The 19,905-nt window shown below is 54.2% G+C and carries 17 protein-coding genes and 1 other annotated feature; all 17 genes read left to right on the forward strand.

From position 1 onward, the window contains the following. Window positions 1-3: 3 nt before the first annotated feature. The 17 genes from racE (at window position 4) to lonB (ending at window position 19,888) form a co-directional block, all read left to right on the forward strand. On the forward strand, window positions 4-798 hold the full coding sequence (gene racE / locus B9L19_RS04880; protein ID WP_047752701.1) for a glutamate racemase: 795 nt from the start codon (window positions 4-6) through the stop codon (window positions 796-798). A gap of 103 nt (window positions 799-901) precedes the next feature. Further along, window positions 902-1,975: a GerMN domain-containing protein gene (locus B9L19_RS04885; RefSeq protein ID WP_025949410.1), complete on the forward strand. Its 1,074-nt coding sequence runs from the start codon at window positions 902-904 to the stop codon at window positions 1,973-1,975. A gap of 374 nt (window positions 1,976-2,349) precedes the next feature. Continuing rightward, window positions 2,350-3,120 carry a ribonuclease PH gene (gene rph / locus B9L19_RS04890; RefSeq protein ID WP_047752702.1) on the forward strand — a complete coding sequence of 257 codons (771 nt, stop codon included), beginning with the start codon at window positions 2,350-2,352 and terminating at the stop codon, window positions 3,118-3,120. Continuing rightward, window positions 3,117-3,731 carry an XTP/dITP diphosphatase gene (locus tag B9L19_RS04895; RefSeq protein WP_047752703.1) on the forward strand — a complete coding sequence of 205 codons (615 nt, stop codon included), beginning with the start codon at window positions 3,117-3,119 and terminating at the stop codon, window positions 3,729-3,731. Before rph ends, B9L19_RS04895 begins: the two co-directional genes overlap by 4 nt. Continuing rightward, complete coding sequence (locus B9L19_RS04900; RefSeq protein ID WP_025949407.1) at window positions 3,728-4,234, forward strand: metallophosphoesterase family protein; 507 nt, start codon at window positions 3,728-3,730, stop codon at window positions 4,232-4,234. Before B9L19_RS04895 ends, B9L19_RS04900 begins: the two co-directional genes overlap by 4 nt. Before the next feature lie 285 nt (window positions 4,235-4,519). Continuing rightward, window positions 4,520-5,419 (forward strand): branched-chain-amino-acid transaminase, encoded by a 900-nt coding sequence (gene ilvE / locus B9L19_RS04905; RefSeq protein ID WP_025949406.1) that lies wholly within the window; start codon window positions 4,520-4,522, stop codon window positions 5,417-5,419. A gap of 22 nt (window positions 5,420-5,441) precedes the next feature. Continuing rightward, window positions 5,442-5,708: a binding site (T-box leader), on the forward strand. Between the two features lie 71 nt (window positions 5,709-5,779). Continuing rightward, window positions 5,780-7,519 carry an acetolactate synthase large subunit gene (ilvB, locus tag B9L19_RS04915; protein ID WP_025949404.1) on the forward strand — a complete coding sequence of 580 codons (1,740 nt, stop codon included), beginning with the start codon at window positions 5,780-5,782 and terminating at the stop codon, window positions 7,517-7,519. Further along, a complete protein-coding gene (gene ilvN, locus B9L19_RS04920; RefSeq protein ID WP_025949403.1) occupies window positions 7,498-8,016 on the forward strand; it encodes an acetolactate synthase small subunit in 519 nt (172 codons plus the stop codon). Before ilvB ends, ilvN begins: the two co-directional genes overlap by 22 nt. A 105-nt stretch (window positions 8,017-8,121) precedes the next feature. Beyond that, complete coding sequence (ilvC, locus tag B9L19_RS04925) at window positions 8,122-9,147, forward strand: ketol-acid reductoisomerase (RefSeq protein WP_025949402.1); 1,026 nt, start codon at window positions 8,122-8,124, stop codon at window positions 9,145-9,147. Next, window positions 9,134-10,681: a 2-isopropylmalate synthase gene (locus B9L19_RS04930; protein WP_025949401.1), complete on the forward strand. Its 1,548-nt coding sequence runs from the start codon at window positions 9,134-9,136 to the stop codon at window positions 10,679-10,681. The genes ilvC and B9L19_RS04930 overlap by 14 nt, the downstream gene beginning before the upstream one ends. Window positions 10,682-10,697: 16 nt before the next feature. Further along, window positions 10,698-11,813, forward strand: a complete 1,116-nt coding sequence (leuB, locus tag B9L19_RS04935) for a 3-isopropylmalate dehydrogenase (protein WP_025949400.1) — start codon at window positions 10,698-10,700, stop codon at window positions 11,811-11,813. A 20-nt stretch (window positions 11,814-11,833) separates the two neighbouring features. After that, the gene (gene leuC, locus B9L19_RS04940) at window positions 11,834-13,249 is read left to right on the forward strand and encodes a 3-isopropylmalate dehydratase large subunit (RefSeq protein ID WP_047752705.1); all 1,416 of its coding nucleotides are present in this window, start codon (window positions 11,834-11,836) and stop codon (window positions 13,247-13,249) included. Window positions 13,250-13,345: 96 nt separating this feature from the next. Beyond that, on the forward strand, window positions 13,346-13,939 hold the full coding sequence (gene leuD, locus B9L19_RS04945) for a 3-isopropylmalate dehydratase small subunit (protein ID WP_047752706.1): 594 nt from the start codon (window positions 13,346-13,348) through the stop codon (window positions 13,937-13,939). A gap of 204 nt (window positions 13,940-14,143) precedes the next feature. After that, a complete protein-coding gene (locus B9L19_RS04950; protein WP_025949397.1) occupies window positions 14,144-15,124 on the forward strand; it encodes a tetratricopeptide repeat protein in 981 nt (326 codons plus the stop codon). A gap of 164 nt (window positions 15,125-15,288) precedes the next feature. Then, on the forward strand, window positions 15,289-16,575 hold the full coding sequence (gene tig / locus B9L19_RS04955) for a trigger factor (RefSeq protein ID WP_047752707.1): 1,287 nt from the start codon (window positions 15,289-15,291) through the stop codon (window positions 16,573-16,575). A gap of 230 nt (window positions 16,576-16,805) precedes the next feature. Further along, window positions 16,806-18,071 carry an ATP-dependent protease ATP-binding subunit ClpX gene (gene clpX / locus B9L19_RS04960; protein WP_011232128.1) on the forward strand — a complete coding sequence of 422 codons (1,266 nt, stop codon included), beginning with the start codon at window positions 16,806-16,808 and terminating at the stop codon, window positions 18,069-18,071. Between the two features lie 143 nt (window positions 18,072-18,214). Continuing rightward, entirely contained in the window at window positions 18,215-19,888 is a 1,674-nt protein-coding gene (lonB, locus tag B9L19_RS04965; RefSeq protein WP_047752708.1) for an ATP-dependent protease LonB, read from the forward strand. Window positions 19,889-19,905 lie beyond the last annotated feature (17 nt).

Raw genomic sequence — 19,905 nt, forward strand, 5'->3', positions numbered from 1 at the left:
CACTTGGAAAGAGCAATTGGTGTCATTGACTCAGGAGTCGGCGGTTTGACCGTCGCCAAAGAAATTATGAGGCAGCTGCCGAAAGAACAAATTATTTACTTAGGCGACACCGCCCGTTGCCCGTACGGGCCGCGGCCGGTGGAAGAAGTCCGTCGATTTACGTGGCAAATGATTGATTACTTGCGGCAATATCCCTTGAAAATGCTTGTTATCGCCTGCAACACCGCGACGGCGGTCGCGCTTGACGACGTGCGGGCGAAGCTTGACATTCCTGTGCTTGGCGTTATTCATCCCGGCGCTCGCGCCGCCCTGAAAGCGACTCGGCGCGGGCACATCGGCGTTATCGGCACGATTGGCACGATCCGAAGCCGGGCGTATGAAAAGGCGCTTCAATCCATCAATCCGCGCGTCCAAGTCGAGAGCTTGGCCTGTCCGAAATTCGTTCCGCTTGTGGAAAGCGGCGACTTTGAAGGGCAGGAGGCGATGGCGATCGTCGCCGAATCGCTCGCTCCGCTCCGTCCGCTGCTGATCGATGTGCTGATTTTAGGCTGCACGCATTATCCGCTGCTCGCGCCGCTCATTCGCACGTATATGGGCAAACGCGTGAAGCTCATTTGCTCGGGCGGTGAGACGGCTCGTGAAGTGAGCGCGATTTTGCACCACAGCCAGCTCCTTTACACCGGCGAGCGCGAACCGGAGCATTTGTTTTTCACGACTGGGCCGAAAGAGCTGTTTGAAAAGATTTCGGGGAAGTGGTTTGGCAAGCCGATCGGCACGGTCGAAGCGATTCGGCTGTAACCAACCAATCCTTTAGCGTTCATGCGCTAAAGGATTTTTTATTCTATTTTGGAAAACGGCTCGTATACATAGTAGTACAAACTACGAGTAGGAGGGAACGTCAATGAAACGGACGACTCACATATGGGCGGCGCCGCTGCTCGCCTCGCTGTTGTTGCTTGGCGGCTGCGGTTTGTTTGGGCGAGATGAGGCGGTGAAGGAGATCGATCCCCCGCAAGAGACGAGTTATGTCAAAGACGGCCAAGCGCTTCAGGAAGCGACGGAAAGCCAGAAGGAAGGAAAAGAGAAAGCGAAGGCTGCCGAGACGGTGAAAAGAGAGCTGTACTTGATTGACAAAAACGGCTTTGTCGTGCCGCAAACAGTGGAATTGCCGAAAACGCAGGCTGTGGCCAAACAAGTGCTCGAATATTTGGTTGAAGATGGACCCGTGTCAGAAATGCTGCCGAACGGCTTCCGCGCGGTCATTCCGGCTGGAACGACGGTGCTTGGCACAAAATTGGAAAAAGACGGGACGTTGATCGCTGACTTTTCGCCGGAATTTAAAAACTATAAGCCGGAGGACGAAAAACGAATTTTGCAGTCCATTACGTGGACATTGACGCAGTTTGACAATATCAAGCGTGTCAAAATCCGCATTAACGGTTACGATCAAAACGTGATGCCGGTCAATAAAACGCCGATCCAAGATGGGGTAAGCCGCGCCGACGGCATCAATATGGAAGCGAACGGGGTGCCAGACATTACGAATACGCATCCAGTCACCGTTTATTTTGTCGCCCAACAAGGGAACAGCACCTACTATGTGCCGGTGACACGGCGTGTGTCCAATAAGGAGAAAGATGATATTGCCGCGGCCGTCAACGAGCTGATTCAAGGACCAGAGCAAGGAAGCGGGCTTGTCGGCGTCTTTCAGCCGGATGCGAAGCTTGTCGATGCCCCGAAATATGAGGATGGGAAAGTGACGCTCAACTTTAACGAAGGCATTTATGGCAGCAACAAGAAAAATGTCATTTCCGACGTTGTGTTGAATTCTCTCGTTTTGTCGCTCACAGAGCAAAAAGGAGTCGAAAGCGTGGCGATCACCGTCAACGGCAAAGCCAATCTTGTCACGGAAGACGGCAAGCCGCTCACCAAACCGGTCGCTCGGCCGCAAAACGTCAATACCGGGACATTTTAACATCTTTCTTCCGAAAGAAGTCTCCCACTTCAAAACGAAGTGAAAGTGGGAGATGAATGTCGGTTGGCGTCAGCCAACGAATAGGATAGAATAGGGCTAGAACGGACACCTTCGGAACGAAGGGAAGTGTAAAGGGTTCTTGTGTGTGGCTTACCGTTCGGCCAACACACAAGTCGCTTGAAGCCCCCACCTCTCAGCGAAGCGTAGGTGGTGGGTCGTTCAACCGATTGGTGCTGACAGGCTGGAAACGAATAGGACGTTATGGTATAACAAAGAGGTGGAAACGTATTCCGCCTCTTTCTTTTTTTCGCTAGGCGGAAAGAAATGCGGCGTCTGGCATTCCGTTGAAGATGGAGAAAAGGAGGACTCAGCTGATGAGAGCGGACGGACGAAGCAGTTGCGAGCTGCGCCCTGTACATATACACCCGCATTACATGAAGCATGCTGAAGGGTCGGTGCTCATTGAAATCGGCGACACGAAAGTCATTTGCACGGCGACGGTCGAAGAGAAAGTGCCGTCGTTTATGCGCGGCGGCGGCAAAGGATGGATTACGGCCGAATATGGGATGCTGCCGCGGGCGACAGAGCAGCGGAATGTGAGGGAAGCGAGCAAAGGAAAAGTGTCGGGGCGGACGATGGAAATTCAGCGCTTAATCGGCCGTGCGCTTCGCTCGGTTGTTGATCTTGAACAACTTGGCGAGCGGACCATTTGGATCGATTGCGACGTCATTCAGGCGGATGGCGGAACGCGGACGGCGTCGATCACCGGTGCGTATGTGGCGCTTGTGTTGGCGCTTGCCAAACTGGTGGAAGAAGGGAAGCTCGAGGCGCTTCCGATCCGCGATTTTCTCGCCGCCACCTCGGTCGGCATCGATCCGGAGCATGGGGTGATTCTTGATTTAGATTACAACGAGGATGCGCGGGCGAAAGTGGATATGAACGTCGTCATGACCGGAGCGGGTCAATTTGTCGAGATCCAAGGGACCGGAGAGGAAGCGGTTTTTTCGCGCGCCGAGCTCGATGAATTGCTTGAAGCGGCGCAAATCGGCATCGAGCAGCTCATCGCCGTTCAGCGCCGCGCATTGGGCGAGTGGGCGGCGCGCATCGGCGAAAAAAAAGAAGCGGCAGAGGAGGACACAGAGTGAAGGAGATTGTCATCGCTACAAAAAATGCCGGCAAAGTGCGCGAATTCACCGCTTTGTTCGCCAAGCGGGGCGTCGAAGTGAAATCGCTGCTTGACTTTCCGGACGCTCCGGATGTCGCAGAAACGGGAAGCACGTTTGCGGAAAATGCCGTGCTCAAAGCAGAAGCGGCGTCGCGGCGTCTAAAGCGGCCGGTGATCGCCGATGATTCCGGGCTCGTGGTCGATGCGCTCGGCGGCCGGCCGGGCGTTCATTCGGCCCGTTATGCCGGGGAAGATAAAAACGATGCACGCAACATCGCCAAGCTGCTTCGCGAGCTTGACGGGGTGCCGATGGAGCAGCGCACGGCTCGTTTTCATTGCGCGCTCGCCGTCGCGATCCCAGGGCGGCCGACCGCCGTTGTTGAAGCGACATGCGATGGGTATATCGCCGAAGCGCCGCGTGGGGAGGGGGGCTTTGGCTATGATCCAATCTTTTACCTTCCGGAGTGGGGAAAAACGATGGCGGAGCTTGCGCCGGAGGAAAAAAATCAAATCAGTCATCGCGCCAAGGCGCTGACGAAGCTCGATGAGCAGTGGGAGGAGATCGTCGGTGGAAAGGGGCGGACGGAATGAAGGCGGTGATTGTGAGCGACAGCCATGGGCTGACTGCCGAACTTGCTGAAATTGTCAACCGTCATCGCCATGAAGCGGATTTGTTTATCCATTGCGGCGACTCGGAGTTGGAGGTGGGGGCGGACGAGATCGCCCCGTTTGCCGTCGTGCGCGGCAACTGCGATTTCGCCGCGTTTCCTGCTGAGCGCATCGAAGAGGCAGGTGGCGTTCGGTTGTTTGTCACCCACGGCCATTTATACGGGGTGAAAACGTCGCTTTTGCGTTTATCCTATCGCGCGCAAGAAACAGGGGCTCGCGTTGTTTGTTTCGGCCACTCGCATTTGGCCGGCGCCGAGCAAATGGATGGGCTGTTGTTCATCAACCCCGGCAGCATTGCTTTGCCGCGCGGAAGAAAAGAAAAAACGTACGCGGTGTTGACCATCGGCGGCGGGCGCGCGCATGTTCAATTTTATGAAGTGAATGGGCAGCCCGTTTCCAGAATGGAACGAACCTTTTCGATCTAAGCGGACAAAACGTCCGCTGTTTTTTGTTTTTTCGCTTTGGCAGTTAGAGAGCGTCCGCTTTCGATGAGCCGTCAAGAAAGAAAAAATTTTTTGAATCGGCAAAACCTTGATTCTATCATAATGTAAGCGCATTCAAATAGTTTGACCAATCGGAATTTTCAAAAAACGTTATTGACGGCGCAAAGGTTTCGGATTATTATAATGTTCAAATAAGAGAAACGACTCAATATAATGATCGAGCCGTTCAAAGCAACTGCTGACTGATCAAGGAAGAGGGGAACCGAAGTGGGCGAACAATGGATCTTTTTAAACGGAGAATTTGTGACAAAAGAAAACGCCAAAATTTCCGTGTATGACCATGGATTTTTGTATGGCGATGGGGTATTTGAAGGCATTCGCGTCTATAGCGGCAACGTATTCCGCCTCGAAGAACATATAGATCGGCTATACAATTCCGCGAAGTCGATTTTGCTCGACATTCCGTACACGAAGGAAGAAATGATTGGCCACGTGCTCGAAACGATCCGCCGCAACGGCTATCAAGATGCATACATCCGCCTGGTCGTTTCGCGCGGGATCGGCGATTTAGGACTGGATCCGTACAAATGCAAAACGCCGCAAATTGTGATTATCGTCGAGCCGCTCGCGCTCTTCCCGAAACATTTATATGAAACCGGCATCGAAGTGGTGACAGTGGCGACGCGCCGCAACCGCTCTGATGTGCTGAGCCCGAAAGTCAAATCGCTCAACTACCTAAACAATGTGCTTGTCAAAATCGAGGCGCATTTGGCGAACGTAAGCGAAGCGCTGATCTTAAACGATCAAGGCTATGTCGCGGAAGGTTCGGGAGACAACGTTTTCATCATCAAAAACGGCGTCATTTACACGCCGCCAGGGTATGTGGGGGCGCTTGAAGGCATTACACGTCAAGCGATCATCGAAATCGCGGAGGATCTCGGCTATACGGTGAAAGAGGAGCCGTTTACCCGCCATGATGTCTATGTCGCGGATGAAGTGTTTTTGACGGGGACGGCGGCCGAAGTCATTTCGGTCATTAAAGTCGATGGCCGGATGATCGGCGACGGGACGCCGGGACCGCATACAAAGCGGTTGCTTGAAGAATTTCGCCGCCGCGTGGTCGTCGAAGGAGTAAAGGTGTATCCGACGAACGCCAATGTCGGTTGATCGTCCATGACAAGTGGATAGCGAAAAAGCGTTGACGAGGATAAGTAGTCAGCGGGGCCAACATCCACAGAGAGCCGGGGGAGCTGCGAACCGGTGATGTTGCCGCTTGATGAACTCACCTCTGAGCGCCAGCCTGAACGCCGGACGGCTAGTAGGGCTGGACGAGTGGAGACGCGCGCTTCACTCGTTACCAAAATGAGCGGCCGGCTTCGGCTGGCCGCTCCTGAGGCGGCCGTCATGGCCGTGAAGAAGGGTGGTACCGCGGAAAGGAAACCTTTTCGCCCCTTTGGCTGGAAATGACAGCCATCGTGGGTGGAAAGGTTTTTTTATATGGATGACAAATTACAGGGAGGATCGATGATGACAAAAATGAAAGTCGAGGAACAAGAAAAAGCGAGGACGAAGGCGAGAATGAGCGGGTCGCTGATGCTCATTGAAGCGCTCAAGGAAGAAAAAGTCGAAGTCATCTTCGGCTATCCGGGGGGGGCGGTGCTCCCACTGTATGACGAGTTGTATAAAGCCGGCGTGTTCCACGTGCTGACGCGGCATGAGCAAGGGGCCATCCATGCGGCGGAAGGATATGCGCGCATTTCGGGAAAACCAGGGGTCGTCATCGCCACCTCCGGCCCGGGAGCGACCAACATCGTCACCGGGTTGACCGACGCGATGATGGATTCGCTGCCGCTCGTCGTCTTTACCGGGCAAGTGGCGACAAGCGTCATCGGTTCGGATGCGTTTCAGGAGGCGGACGTTGTCGGCATTACGATGCCGATTACGAAACACAACTACCAAGTGCGCGACATCAGCGAGCTGCCGAGAATCATTAAAGAGGCGTTTCACATTGCGACAACCGGGCGCCCCGGACCGGTGTTGATCGATATTCCAAAAGACATTACGACGGCGGAAGGGGAATTCGATTATGATCAAGAGGTTCACTTGCCCGGCTATCAGCCGACGACGCAGCCGAACCATTGGCAAATCCGCCGGCTTGTCGAGGCGGTCAGCCAATCAAAGCGGCCGGTCATTTTAGCCGGCGCTGGCGTCTTGCACGCCAATGCGTCCAATGAATTGCGGCAATACGCCGAACAGCAAAACATTCCGGTCATTCATACGCTCCTTGGCCTTGGCGGTTTCCCGGCCGACCATCCGCTGTTTTTAGGCATGGCGGGCATGCACGGTACGTATACGGCGAATATGGCGCTGTGTGAATGCGATTTGCTCATCAACATCGGCGCCCGCTTCGATGACCGGGTCACCGGCAACTTGAAATACTTCGCGCCAAAGGCGACCGTCGCCCATATCGACATCGACCCGGCGGAAATCGGCAAAAACGTGCCGACGAAAATTCCAATCGTTAGCGATGCAAAAGCCGCCTTGCAAGAGCTGATCGCCCAGCAAGGCAAGCCGGCGGACACCGCGGCGTGGCTTAAGCAGCTTGATGAATGGAAGCGGCGCTTCCCACTCCATTATGAGCCGGAAGCCGGCACGATCAAACCGCAAAAACTGATCGAGATGATCTATGAAATGACAAACGGCGAGGCGATCGTGACGACGGACGTCGGCCAGCATCAAATGTGGGCGGCGCAATATTACAAGTTCAACCGGCCGCACCGGTGGGTGACGTCCGGGGGGCTCGGCACGATGGGCTTCGGGCTTCCGGCAGCGATCGGCGCCCAGCTCGCCGACCGGAGCGCTACGGTCGTTTCGATCGTCGGCGACGGCGGCTTCCAAATGACGCTTCAAGAACTGTCGGTCATCCAGGAGCTAGGGCTGCCGATCAAAATCGTCATCGTCAACAACCAGGCGCTCGGCATGGTGCGGCAATGGCAGGAGCTGTTCTATGACAAACGGTACTCCCATTCGCTCATTCCGAACCAACCGGATTTCGTCAAGCTTGCCGAAGCATACGGGATGCTAGGTCTGCGGGCGAAGACGGAGGCGGAAGCGGCCGAAGTGTTAAAACAAGCGTTTGCGATGGATGGGCCGGTGCTGCTGGATTTCCATGTCCGTGCCGACGAGAACGTCTATCCGATGGTGGCGCCCGGCAAAGGGCTTCATGAAATGGTGGGGGTGAAAGCATGCGAAGAATCATCACGATGACAGTCAACAACCGCCCCGGCGTCTTAAACCGCATTACCGGGTTGTTTACAAAGCGGCATTACAATATCGAAAGCATTACGGTCGGGCATACGGAAATCGAGGGCGTTTCGCGGATGACGTTCGTCGTCAACGTTGACGATGAACGGACGGCGGAGCAAATCATTAAGCAGCTGAACAAGCAGATTGATGTGTTGAAGGTGAATGACATCACCGACCAAGCGATCGTCGCCCGCGAGCTGGCGCTTATTAAGGTCGCCGCTCCTCCGGCGGTCCGCCAGGAAATTTACACGCTCATCGAGCCGTTTCGCGCCTCGATCGTCGACGTAAGCAAAGACAGCCTCGTCATTCAAGTGACCGGCGAGCCGGAGAAAGTCGAGGCGTTGATTGAACTGTTGCGCCCGTACGGCATTAAGGAAGTGGCGCGCACGGGAACGACCGCGTTCACCCGCGGGGCGCAAAAAGCGACGACGAACCAGAAAACGGTGTTTATCATTTAACAACCATCAATACAAAACCGTGCTACGTTCAAACATGGGGCAACCGCGGCGTTCGCGCCGTTTCTTGACCAATATTTACACTACAGGACAAAGGAGAGGGTAATCATGGCAAAAGTCTACTATAACGGGGATGCAAACGAACAATATTTGCAAGGGAAAACGGTCGCGATCATCGGCTACGGCTCACAAGGCCACGCCCATGCGCAAAACTTGCGCGACAGCGGCGTCCGCGTCATCGTCGGACTGCGAAAAGGAAAATCGTGGGAGCAAGCAGAGCAAGACGGGTTTGAGGTGTATTCCGTCCGCGAAGCGGCGAAGCAGGCTGATATCGTCATGGTGTTGCTGCCGGATGAGAAGCAGCCGGCCGTGTACAAAGAGGAGATCGAGCCGGAACTCGATCCAGGCAATGCGCTTGTGTTTGCGCACGGCTTTAACATCCATTTCAGCCAAATCGTCCCGCCGAATCATGTTGACGTCTTCTTAGTTGCGCCGAAAGGCCCAGGCCATCTCGTGCGGCGCACATATACGGAAGGAGCGGGCGTGCCGGCGCTCATCGCCGTCTACCAAGATGTGACCGGACACGCGAGAGAAACGGCGCTCGCCTACGCGAAAGCGATCGGCGCTGCTCGAGCTGGGGTGTTGGAGACGACGTTCAAAGAAGAGACGGAAACCGACTTGTTCGGTGAACAAGCGGTGCTGTGCGGTGGGCTGACGGCGCTCATCAAAGCCGGGTTTGAAACGCTTGTTGAAGCCGGGTATCAGCCGGAGGTCGCCTATTTCGAGTGTTTGCATGAGATGAAGCTCATCGTCGATCTCCTTTACGAAGGCGGTTTGTCGTGGATGCGCTATTCGATTTCCGATACGGCGCAATGGGGCGACTTTATCACCGGACCGCGCATTATTAACGACGCTGTGAAAGCGGAAATGAAAAAGGTGCTCGATGACATTCAAACCGGCAAATTCGCGAAGAGCTGGATTTTGGAAAACCAAGCGAACCGTCCGGAGTTCAACGCCATCAACCGGCGTGAGAATGAGCATTTGATTGAGATTGTCGGACGCGAACTGCGAAGCATGATGCCGTTTGTGAAGGCAAAACAAATCGAGGCGGTGGTGCCAGGTGCGAAAAATTAAGTTTTTTGATACCACATTGCGCGATGGGGAACAATCTGCTGGTGTGAACTTGAATTTGCAAGAAAAATTGGAAATTGCCCGTCAGCTTGAACGGCTGCGGGTTGACATCATCGAGGCGGGTTTCCCCGCCTCATCGAAAGGCGATTTTGAGGCGGTCAAACAAATCGCCGAAACGGTGAGAACATGCTCGGTCACCGGGCTGTCGCGCTCGGTCCGAAGCGATATTGATGCGGCGTGGGAGGCGTTAAAAGGCGGCGCGGAGCCGCGGCTCCACTTATTTATCGCCACCTCGCCGATCCATATGGTGCATAAATTGCGGATGACGCCGGAACAAGTGATTGAAGCGGCGGTTGACGCGGTGAAATACGCGAAGCGCTTTTTCCCGATCGTCCAATGGTCGGCAGAAGATGCGTGCCGAAGCGAGTTGCCGTTTTTGGCGAAAATCGTCGCCGAAGTGATCAAAGCCGGGGCCTCGGTGATCAACATTCCGGATACGGTCGGCTATATTACGCCGAAAGAATACGGGGAAATTTTCCTCTATTTGCAAAACAATGTTCCGAATATTGAAAATGTTTCGCTCTCCGCTCATTGTCATGATGACTTGGGCATGGCGGTGGTGAACTCGCTATCGGCCATTGAACATGGAGCAACGCAGGTCGAGTGCACGATCAACGGCATCGGCGAGCGGGCCGGCAATGCGGCGCTTGAGGAAATCGCTGTCGCCCTTCACATCCGCAAAGACTACTATCAAGTAGAAACGCGCCTCAATTTGCAGGAAATTAAGCGCACAAGCAATCTTGTCAGCAAGCTGACCGGGGTCGTCGTTCCACCCAACAAAGCGGTCGTCGGCAAAAATGCGTTTGCGCACGAATCGGGCATCCATCAAGACGGCGTCTTAAAAGAAAAAACGACATACGAAATCATTTCGCCGGAGCTCGTCGGCGTGCCGTCGAATTCGATGGTGCTCGGCAAACATTCCGGCCGCCATGCGCTTCGCAACCGGGTTGAGGAGCTCGGCTACACGTTGTCCGATGAAGAAATCAATCAGCTGTTTGTCCGTTTTAAAGAATTGGCGGACAAAAAGAAGGACATTACCGACGACGATTTAATCGCGTTGATTTTCGAAGAGAAGTTCGACCACTTTCAAGATTTTTACCAATTGTCTTCCATCCAAGTGCAATACGGGACGAATCAAATTCCGACAGCGGTCGTTGTACTGAAAGACGGGAAGGGGAACGAAATCCAAGAAGCGGCGACCGGCGCCGGCAGCGTCGAGGCGCTGTACAATACATTGGAACGTTGCTTCCAAACGCCGGTGACGCTGCTTGACTACCGGATCGAATCGGTCGGCGGCGGCCGCGATGCGTTGGCCCAAGTGTTCGTCAAAGTGCGCGCCCATGACATCGAGACGAGCGGGCGCGGCACTGCACAAGACGTGTTAGAAGCATCGGCGAAAGCGTACATCAACGCCATCAACCGTGTGTTTATGATCGAAGCGATGCGCGGCGAAAACGAGAAAGTGGCAACACCATAAAACGGGGGGATTTAGAATGGGAAACTATCGGATTGCCGTCTTGCCAGGGGATGGCATCGGCAAAGAAGTGACGTCCGGAGCGGTCGAGGTATTGAAAGCGGTCGGCATCCGGTTTGGCCACGAGTTTACGTTTGAATATGGATTGATCGGTGGAGCGGCGATCGATGAGGCGGGGACGCCGCTCCCCGAGGAAACGCTCCGCCTTTGCCGAGAAAGCGATGCGGTGCTGCTTGGGGCGGTCGGCGGTCCGAAGTGGGATGACAACCCTCCGCATTTGCGCCCGGAAAAAGGATTGCTTGCCATTCGCAAGCAGCTCGACTTATATGCCAACTTGCGGCCGGTTGTGTGCTATGACAGTTTGGTTTCCGCTTCGCCGTTAAAACCGGATCTCGTGCAAGACGTCGATTTTGTCATCGTCCGTGAGCTGACCGGCGGCATTTACTTCGGCCAGCCGAGCGGCCGCGTCGTCGAAAACGGCGAAGAAAAAGCAGTGGACACCTTGTTATATAAAAAAGAAGAAATTGAGCGAATCGTCCGCATGGCGTTTATACTCGCACGCGGGCGGAAGAAAAAAGTGACTTCGGTCGACAAGGCGAACGTCCTTTCGTCAAGCCGTCTATGGCGGGAAGTGGCCGAAGAGGTGGCGAAGCAGTTTCCGGACGTCACGCTTGAGCATATGCTTGTTGACAATGCCGCAATGCAGCTCATCCGCGCGCCGAAGCAGTTTGATGTCATGGTGACCGAAAACATGTTTGGCGACATTTTAAGCGATGAAGCCTCCATGTTGTCCGGTTCGCTCGGGATGCTGCCGTCAGCCAGCTTATCCGCTTCCGGTCCGAGCTTGTATGAGCCGGTGCACGGTTCAGCGCCTGATATCGCCGGCATGAACAAAGCCAATCCGATTGCGGCGATTTTGTCAGCTGCGATGATGCTTCGCCTGTCGTTCGGGCTCACCGCGGAAGCGGAGGCGGTCGAGCACGCGGTGCGGCAGGCGCTCGATCAAGGTTTGCGCACTGCCGACTTGGCGCCAAGCGGCGGCCGCATCGTATCAACGAACGAAATGGTCGAAGAAATCAAAACAGCGGTGCTGGATTATACGGCCATTGCTCAAATTATGACCGTTTATGCCTAAGACGTGCGAGGTGAAAGCCAATGAAGCCGAAAACGATCATCGATAAAATTTGGGAAAACCACGTCGTCTACCGTGAGGAGGGCAAACCGGATTTATTGTACATCGATTTGCACTTAGTGCATGAAGTGACCTCGCCGCAAGCGTTTGAAGGGTTGCGGCAAAAAGGACGGAAGGTGCGGCGGCCGGATTTGACCTTTGCGACGATGGACCATAACGTGCCGACCGTTAACCGATTTGTGATTACCGACGAAGTGGCGCGCAACCAAATCGCTGCGCTTGAGCGCAACTGCCGCGAGTTCGGCATTCCGCTCGCCGACCTAAACAGCGAAGAGCAAGGAATCGTTCACGTCATCGGTCCAGAGCTCGGGTTGACCCAGCCGGGAAAAACGATCGTTTGCGGCGACAGCCATACGTCGACGCACGGGGCGTTTGGCGCCTTGGCGTTTGGCATCGGCACGAGCGAAGTCGAGCATGTATTGGCTACACAAACGCTTTGGCAGCATAAACCGAAAACGCTGCAAATCTGCATCAACGGCCGCCTCGGCAAAGGAGTGACCGCCAAAGACGTCATCTTGGCCATTATCGGCCGCTATGGCGTTGGCGTCGGCACCGGTTATATTATCGAATTTACAGGCGAAGCGATCCGACGCATGTCGATGGAAGAGCGAATGACGATTTGCAACATGTCGATTGAAGCGGGGGCGAGAGCCGGCCTCATCAGCCCGGATGAAACGACGTTTGCCTATTTGCGCGGCCGCAAATATGCGCCAAAAGGCGAGGAGTTTGACAAGGCGGTGGAACGGTGGCGGGCGTTAGCCAGCGATGAGGGGGCAAAATACGATAAAACGATTGAAATCGATGCGTCGACGATCGCTCCGATGGTGACGTGGGGGACGAACCCCGCGATGAGCACTTCCGTCGATGGCGTCGTGCCGCATCCCGAGCAATTTGAAAGCAAAACAGAGCAAAACGCGGTGCGCCGGGCGCTTGAGTACATGGGGCTTGAGCCGGGCACGCCGATTACGGATATTCCGGTGCAGCACGTCTTCATCGGTTCGTGCACCAACTCACGCCTCAGCGATTTGCGCGCGGCGGCGAGCATCGTGAAAGGGAAAAAAGTGGCTCCGGGTGTACGGGCGCTCGTCGTGCCTGGATCGCAGCAAGTGAAAAAACAAGCCGAAGCGGAAGGGTTGGCGCAAATTTTCATCGACGCCGGTTTTGAATGGCGCGACTCCGGCTGCAGCGCCTGTTTGGGCATGAACCCGGACATCATCCCAGAAGGCGAGCACTGTGCGTCAACGTCGAACCGCAACTTTGAAGGGCGGCAAGGAAAAGGGGCGCGCACGCATCTCGTCAGCCCGGTGATGGCCGCAGCGGCTGCGATTTACGGACATTTTGTCGATGTGCGCCAGCTTGAAGCCGAGCCGGTCTGTTAAATTGACGATCGTGATGGCAAAAGAGGCGGCGCGGCATCCTAGGAAGCCGAGCTCCTTTGCCATCAGCGACATCCATAACGGAAGGGGGAAAGGACGATGAAGCCGTTTACGATCCATCGCGGAAAAACCGCCGGCATCGATCGGGCGAATATTGATACCGATCAAATCATTCCAAAGCAGTTTTTGAAACGGATTGAACGCACTGGCTTTGGCCAGTTTCTCTTTTACGATTGGCGGTATTTGAGCGACGGCACGCCAAATCCGGCGTTTGAGCTCAACCGCCCGGAAAACGAAGGGGCGACGATTTTAGTCGCCGATGAAAACTTCGGTTGCGGCTCATCGCGCGAACATGCGCCGTGGGCGCTGCAAGATTACGGATTCCGCGTAATCATTGCCCCATCGTTTGCCGACATTTTTTACAACAATTGCTTAAAAAATGGGCTGTTGCCGATCCGGCTGGATAAAGAGGATGTCCGCTACTTGCTGCGCCAAAGCGAGCGCGCAGACTATGAACTGACGGTTTCGCTTGAAGAACAGCGGGTATTTGACGATGAAGGATTTTCGCGTCCGTTTGACATCGACCCGTATCGAAAACAGCTGTTGCTAAAAGGATGGGACGAAATTGATTTGACGTTTGTGTACGAAGCGCATATCGCCGCCTACGAACGACGGCATTGTCCACGGCCGTAAGCGCCATGTGTTCCGGGCGGCAAGGAGAGATGGGCTGCTCTGCCAATCGGCGGGAGCAGCCTTTTTCGTGTTTGACGGCGCCTGCGTTCAGGGGCCGGCTGCTTTTTGGCAAACAAGCGGTTTGTGTTACCCAGCAAGGCGCGGGTTGTTTCGCCAGGGAAAACTTGTTACACTGATGGTAAATGCAAATGGGAGCGGGCGAAGATGACCGGGAAAAAAGGAAAAATCATCATGTTTCCGCAAACGAAAGAACGGCTGATGGAAGAAGCGTTTGCGGCGCTTGAAGCGAAACGCTACAAAGAAGCGCTCCGCTTTTTGCGCGCTGCTGAACAGCTTGGCGACCACAGTTTTCCTGTTCGCCTTGGGCTGGCTGTCTGTTGCTATGAGCTTGGAGACTACGATGAGGCGGAGTGGCGCCTCGCCGCCTTGCTTGACGAACAGCCGAACAACAGCGATCTGTTGCAAATGTATCTCGCTGTGCTGCTGCAAACGAATCGATACAGCAAGGCGGAAACGGTGATCCGCGCCGCCTTGCGCCATCCGTCGCTATCCGCTTCGTTGCGCGAACAGCTTCATCAGCTGCTCCGGTTTAGTGAAAAAATGAATGCCCGCATGCTTCCGCCCGCGGAGTGGAAGCGGGTGAGACGGCTGCTGGAGTCCGGGGACATTGCTGAGCAGCTGCAACTGATTAAACAACTGGAAAAAGAAGACATCGATCCGGTGCTGCCGTTGCTCAAGCAATATTTACGCGCACCGGAAAAAAGCCCGATGGCGAAAACGATGCTTCTTCGCCTGTTGACAGGGAAGCGAGTCAACGAAACGGTGACGGTTGAAAAATTTGGCCGTTGCATGGAGGTCGTCCCGTCAGCGTTGGACGAACAGATGGAAACAAAATTTGCTTCCGAACTGCTGGGTCGGCTTGAACAGCAGCTCGCGGCGGAAAGCCCGAGTTTGTACGAAACGGCGGCGGAAATTTGGCTTCGCTATGCATATGTGTTGTATCCGTTTCCGCCAGAGCCCGCGGATGCAGCGGCCTGGCTTGCTGCTCTCCATTGGATGGCGAGCCGGTTTTTAGGCTTGGATGCTGACGCGGCCGCCTTGGCCGACCGCTACGGTGTGGAGGCGGCGGAGATGGCAAGGCTTTGCCAAAAGCTATACGAAATAGAGGAACTTTCCTCCCTCTAATGGCTCGTTCTCTGTTGAAACATGGCTGTTGTATGGTATAATATAATGGCTGTGCTATGTATCTGTTTTCGCATACTTGTCTACATAATCGGGCATCATAAAAAGATCTGGACAAGCGGAGTGCGCTATGGTCCGAGCAATGATTTCAGGTGGAGGGAACAAGGATGTCAGTCAAATGGGAAAAGCTTGAAGGAAACGAAGGCGTATTGACTGTTGAGGTCGACGCCGAGAAAGTGAACAAAGGCTTGGACGCCGCGTTTAAAAAAGTGGTGAAAAACATCACGCTTCCGGGCTTCCGCAAGGGGAAAGTGCCGCGCGTTCTGTTTGAAAAACGCTTCGGCGTCGAAGCGCTCTATCAAGATGCGCTCGACATTTTGCTGCCAGAGGCGTATGCCAAAGCCGTCGAAGAGGCGGGCATCGAACCGGTGTCAATGCCGGAGATTGACATTGAGCAAATGGAAAAAGGCAAAAGCTTAATTTTCAAAGCGAAAGTGACCGTAAAGCCGGAAGTGAAGCTCGGCCAATACAAAGGGCTTGAAGTGGAAAAAATGGATGCGACGGTAACGGATGAAGACGTCGAAAACGAGCTGAAACGCCTGCAAGAAAATTACGCCGAACTTGTCGTGAAAGAAGACGGAACGGTGGAAAACGGCGATACGGTCGTCATCGATTTCGAAGGGTTTGTCGACGGCGAGCCGTTTGAAGGCGGCAAGGCGGAAAACTATTCGCTTGAAATCGGCTCTGGAACGTTCATTCCGGGGTTTGAAGAACAGCTTGTCGGGATGAAAGCCGGCGAAGAAAAAGAAATTCAAGTGACGTTCCCGGAAGAATACCACGCGGAGCAGCTGGCCGGCAAACCGGCGACGTTTAAAGTGAAAGTGCATGAAGTGAAAGCGAAGCAATTGCCGGCTTTGGACGACGAGTTTGCCAAAGACGTCGATGAAGAAGTCGAAACGCTTGACGAACTGAAGGCGAAAATTCGCGCCCGTTTGGAAGAGGCGAAAAAGAACGAGGCGGAGACTGCCTTGCGCAATGCGGTTATCGAAAAAGCGGCAGCCAACGCCGAAATGGATATTCCGGAGGTTATGATCAAAAACGAAACCGACCGGATGCTTCGCGAATTTGACCAACGCCTGCAAATGCAAGGTTTGAACTTGCAGTTGTATTATCAATTCTCCGGCCAAGATGAAGCGTCGTTGCGCGAGCAAATGAAAGAAGATGCCGAAAAACGGGTGCGCGCGGCGTTGACGCTTGAAGCGATCGCGAAGGCCGAAAACATTGAAGTGACCGACGAGGAAGTAAACAAAGAGCTCGAAAAAATGGCGGAAGCCTACAAGCTGAGCGTGGACAAGCTGAAAGAGCTGCTCGGCAGCTTAGATGGCGTCAAAGAAGATTTGAAATGGCGGAAAACAGTTGATTTTCTTGTAGAGCACAGCAAGGTTGCGGCATAATATATCTTAAGGAAAGAACAAGGCGCGAGACGTTCGTGCCTTGTTCTTTATCCACAACCATGGCGCCTAAGCAGCAATTTCTAAACGTTTACAAACGGACGACGGTTTTTTCATTCGCTTTCTCAGGAACATGTATGGTAAAATAGCGGATACATACGTTTTTACGACATAAGAGATGGCGGAAATGGATACATAAGCAGGCGCGATTTCGTTGGCAAGGGGTGAAGAATATGTTTAAATTCAATGATGAAAAAGGGCAGTTGAAATGCTCGTTCTGCGGCAAAACCCAGGATCAAGTGCGAAAGCTCGTTGCCGGTCCGGGGGTTTACATTTGCGACGAGTGCATTGAACTATGCACAGAAATTGTTGAAGAGGAGCTCGGCAATGAAGAGGAATTTGAATTTAAAGACGTGCCGAAGCCGTTGGAAATTCGGGAAATTCTAGATGAGTACGTCATCGGCCAAGATGAGGCGAAAAAATCGCTCGCCGTTGCGGTTTACAACCATTATAAACGGATCAATTCCGGCAGCAAAATCGATGATGTTGAGCTGTCGAAAAGCAACATTTTGATGATCGGGCCGACCGGGAGCGGGAAAACGCTGCTGGCGCAAACATTGGCGCGCATTTTGAACGTGCCGTTTGCCATCGCCGATGCCACCTCGCTTACAGAGGCCGGCTATGTTGGCGAAGACGTTGAAAACATTTTGTTAAAGCTCATCCAAGCGGCTGATTATGACGTCGAACGGGCGGAAAAAGGCATTATTTACATCGATGAAATTGACAAAATCGCCCGTAAATCGGAAAACCCTTCCATCACTCGCGACGTATCCGGCGAAGGGGTGCAACAGGCGCTGTTGAAAATTTTAGAAGGCACCATTGCCAGCGTTCCGCCGCAGGGCGGCCGCAAACATCCGCATCAAGAATTCATTCAAATCGATACGACGAACATTTTGTTCATTTGCGGTGGAGCGTTTGATGGCATTGAGCCGATCATCAAGCGCCGTCTTGGCAAAAAAGTGATCGGTTTTGGCGCGGAAATGAACCAGACGGATGTCGACGAGAAAAATTTGTTGTCGAAAGTGCTGCCGGAAGACTTGCTCAAATTCGGACTTATTCCGGAGTTCATCGGCCGTCTGCCGGTCATTACGACGCTCGAGCCGCTCGACGAACAGGCGTTGATCGACATTTTGACGAAACCGAAAAATGCCATTGTGAAGCAATACCAAAAAATGCTTGAGCTTGACGGCGTTGAGCTCGAGTTTGAAGAAGCGGCGCTCCGTGAAATCGCGAAAAAAGCGATTGAGCGGAAAACGGGCGCGCGTGGCCTTCGCTCGATCATCGAAGGCATTATGCTTGATGTCATGTTTGAGCTGCCGTCGCGCGAAGATGTGCAAAAGTGCATCATCACGCTCGACACGGTGCGCGGCACAAAGCCGCCGACGCTGATCCGTCATGATGGCACCGTCATCGAGCTGGAACGGAAAACATCTGCCTGATGGGAAAACCGCCTTTTTTCGGCGGTTTCTTTTTTTGCCGCCCATGCCCTGGGCGCCGGTCGGCGCTTTTTTGGTTTATTCCCGCCAGTTCGCGGAGATACTATCATACTACATACCATCTAAAGGCAGGAGGATATCGGGGCATGGATTGGACGAACATCGTACTGGTCATCCAGCTGTTTTTCGGGGTCATCATCGGCCTTTATTTTTGGAATTTGCTAAGAGGGCAGCGTGTGCAAAAAGTTTCGATTGATAAAGAGTCGCGCAAAGAGATGGAACAGCTCCGCAAGCTGCGTTCGATTTCGCTCACGGAGCCGCTGGCGGAAAAAGTGCGGCCGAAAAGTTTTGACGACATCGTCGGTCAGGAAGACGGCATCAAGGCGTTAAAAGCCGCTTTATGCGGCCCCAACCCGCAACATGTCATCATTTACGGGCCGCCTGGCGTCGGCAAGACGGCAGCTGCCCGGCTCGTGCTTGAGGAAGCGAAAAAAAATCCGCTCTCCCCGTTTAAGAAGAATGCGGTGTTCGTGGAGCTTGACGCGACGACGGCGCGCTTTGACGAGCGCGGCATCGCCGACCCCCTCATCGGTTCGGTGCACGACCCGATTTACCAAGGGGCCGGGGCGATGGGGCAAGCCGGCATTCCCCAGCCGAAGCAAGGTGCGGTGACGAACGCCCACGGCGGCGTTTTATTCATCGACGAAATCGGCGAGCTTCATCCGATCCAAATGAACAAGCTGCTGAAAGTGCTTGAGGACCGGAAAGTATTTTTTGAAAGCGCCTATTACAGCAAAGAAAACCCGCAAATCCCAAGCCATATTCACGATATTTTCCAAAATGGACTGCCGGCTGATTTCCGTCTTGTCGGGGCGACGACGCGCACGCCGAACGAAATTCCTCCGGCCATTCGCTCTCGCTGCCTGGAAGTATTTTTTCGTGAATTGGACCAAGATGAAATCGCCCTCATCGCGAAAAAGGCGGCGGAAAAAATCCGCTTGAACGTGTCAGAAAGCGGCATTCGCCTGCTTGCCGCCTATGCGCGCAACGGGCGGGAGGCGGTCAACATGATGCAAATTGCCGCTGGACTGGCCATTACGGAAAACCGAGAACACATTTTGGACAAAGATATTGAATGGGTCATTCAATCGAGCCAAATGACTCCGCGCTATGAGAAGAAAATCGCTTCCGCTCCGGCGGTCGGCGTCGTCAACGGTCTGGCTGTGTACGGCCCGAACACCGGTGCGCTGTTGGAAATTGAGGTGACCGCTTTGCCGGCCAAAGGGAAAGGGGCGATCAATGTCACCGGCATTGTCGAGGAGGAAAGCATCGGCAGTGCAGAAAAATCGGTGCGGCGCAAAAGCATGGCGCGCGGCTCGGCGGAAAACGTCATTACGGTGTTGCGGGCGATGGGCGTGCCAGCGGACCGCTACGACATTCATGTCAACTTTCCGGGCGGGGTGCCGGTTGACGGTCCTTCGGCCGGGGTGGCGATTGCCGTCGGCATTTATTCTGCCATTTATCAACTGCCAGTCGATCATACGGTCGCGATGACCGGAGAAATCAGCATTCGTGGCTGCGTGAAACCGGTCGGCGGCGTGTTTGCCAAAATCAAAGCGGCCAAACAAGCCGGGGCGAAAAAAGTGATCATCCCGATTGAGAATATGCAATCATTGCTAGGCGAAGTCAGCGGCATTCAAATCATCGCCGTCCGCCGCCTCGAGGAAGTGCTCGTTCATGTGTTCGGCGAAGAGGCGCTCCGCCGCGGCCCCGCGCTGCTGCCAGCGGCTATGGACCGCTCGGAGAAAAAGCTCGTCTAGCCAAAGGAAACGGCGGC

Origin of the sequence: Geobacillus thermocatenulatus (assembly GCF_002217655.1) — a bacterium.
Taxonomy (GTDB): domain Bacteria; phylum Bacillota; class Bacilli; order Bacillales; family Anoxybacillaceae; genus Geobacillus; species Geobacillus thermocatenulatus.

Excerpts from the sequence above, each read along its gene's own strand:
- B9L19_RS04885 (WP_025949410.1), top strand. The coding sequence starts at position 902 with ATGAAACGGACGACTCACATATGGGCGGCGCCGCTGCTCGCCTCGCTG.
- rph (WP_047752702.1), top strand. The coding sequence starts at position 2,350 with ATGAGAGCGGACGGACGAAGCAGTTGCGAGCTGCGCCCTGTACATATA.
- B9L19_RS04900 (WP_025949407.1), top strand. The coding sequence starts at position 3,728 with ATGAAGGCGGTGATTGTGAGCGACAGCCATGGGCTGACTGCCGAACTT.
- ilvB (WP_025949404.1), top strand. The coding sequence starts at position 5,780 with ATGACAAAAATGAAAGTCGAGGAACAAGAAAAAGCGAGGACGAAGGCG.
- ilvN (WP_025949403.1), top strand. The coding sequence starts at position 7,498 with ATGCGAAGAATCATCACGATGACAGTCAACAACCGCCCCGGCGTCTTA.
- ilvC (WP_025949402.1), top strand. The coding sequence starts at position 8,122 with ATGGCAAAAGTCTACTATAACGGGGATGCAAACGAACAATATTTGCAA.
- leuB (WP_025949400.1), top strand. The coding sequence starts at position 10,698 with ATGGGAAACTATCGGATTGCCGTCTTGCCAGGGGATGGCATCGGCAAA.
- leuC (WP_047752705.1), top strand. The coding sequence starts at position 11,834 with ATGAAGCCGAAAACGATCATCGATAAAATTTGGGAAAACCACGTCGTC.
- leuD (WP_047752706.1), top strand. The coding sequence starts at position 13,346 with ATGAAGCCGTTTACGATCCATCGCGGAAAAACCGCCGGCATCGATCGG.
- B9L19_RS04950 (WP_025949397.1), top strand. The coding sequence starts at position 14,144 with ATGACCGGGAAAAAAGGAAAAATCATCATGTTTCCGCAAACGAAAGAA.
- tig (WP_047752707.1), top strand. The coding sequence starts at position 15,289 with ATGTCAGTCAAATGGGAAAAGCTTGAAGGAAACGAAGGCGTATTGACT.
- clpX (WP_011232128.1), top strand. The coding sequence starts at position 16,806 with ATGTTTAAATTCAATGATGAAAAAGGGCAGTTGAAATGCTCGTTCTGC.
- lonB (WP_047752708.1), top strand. The coding sequence starts at position 18,215 with ATGGATTGGACGAACATCGTACTGGTCATCCAGCTGTTTTTCGGGGTC.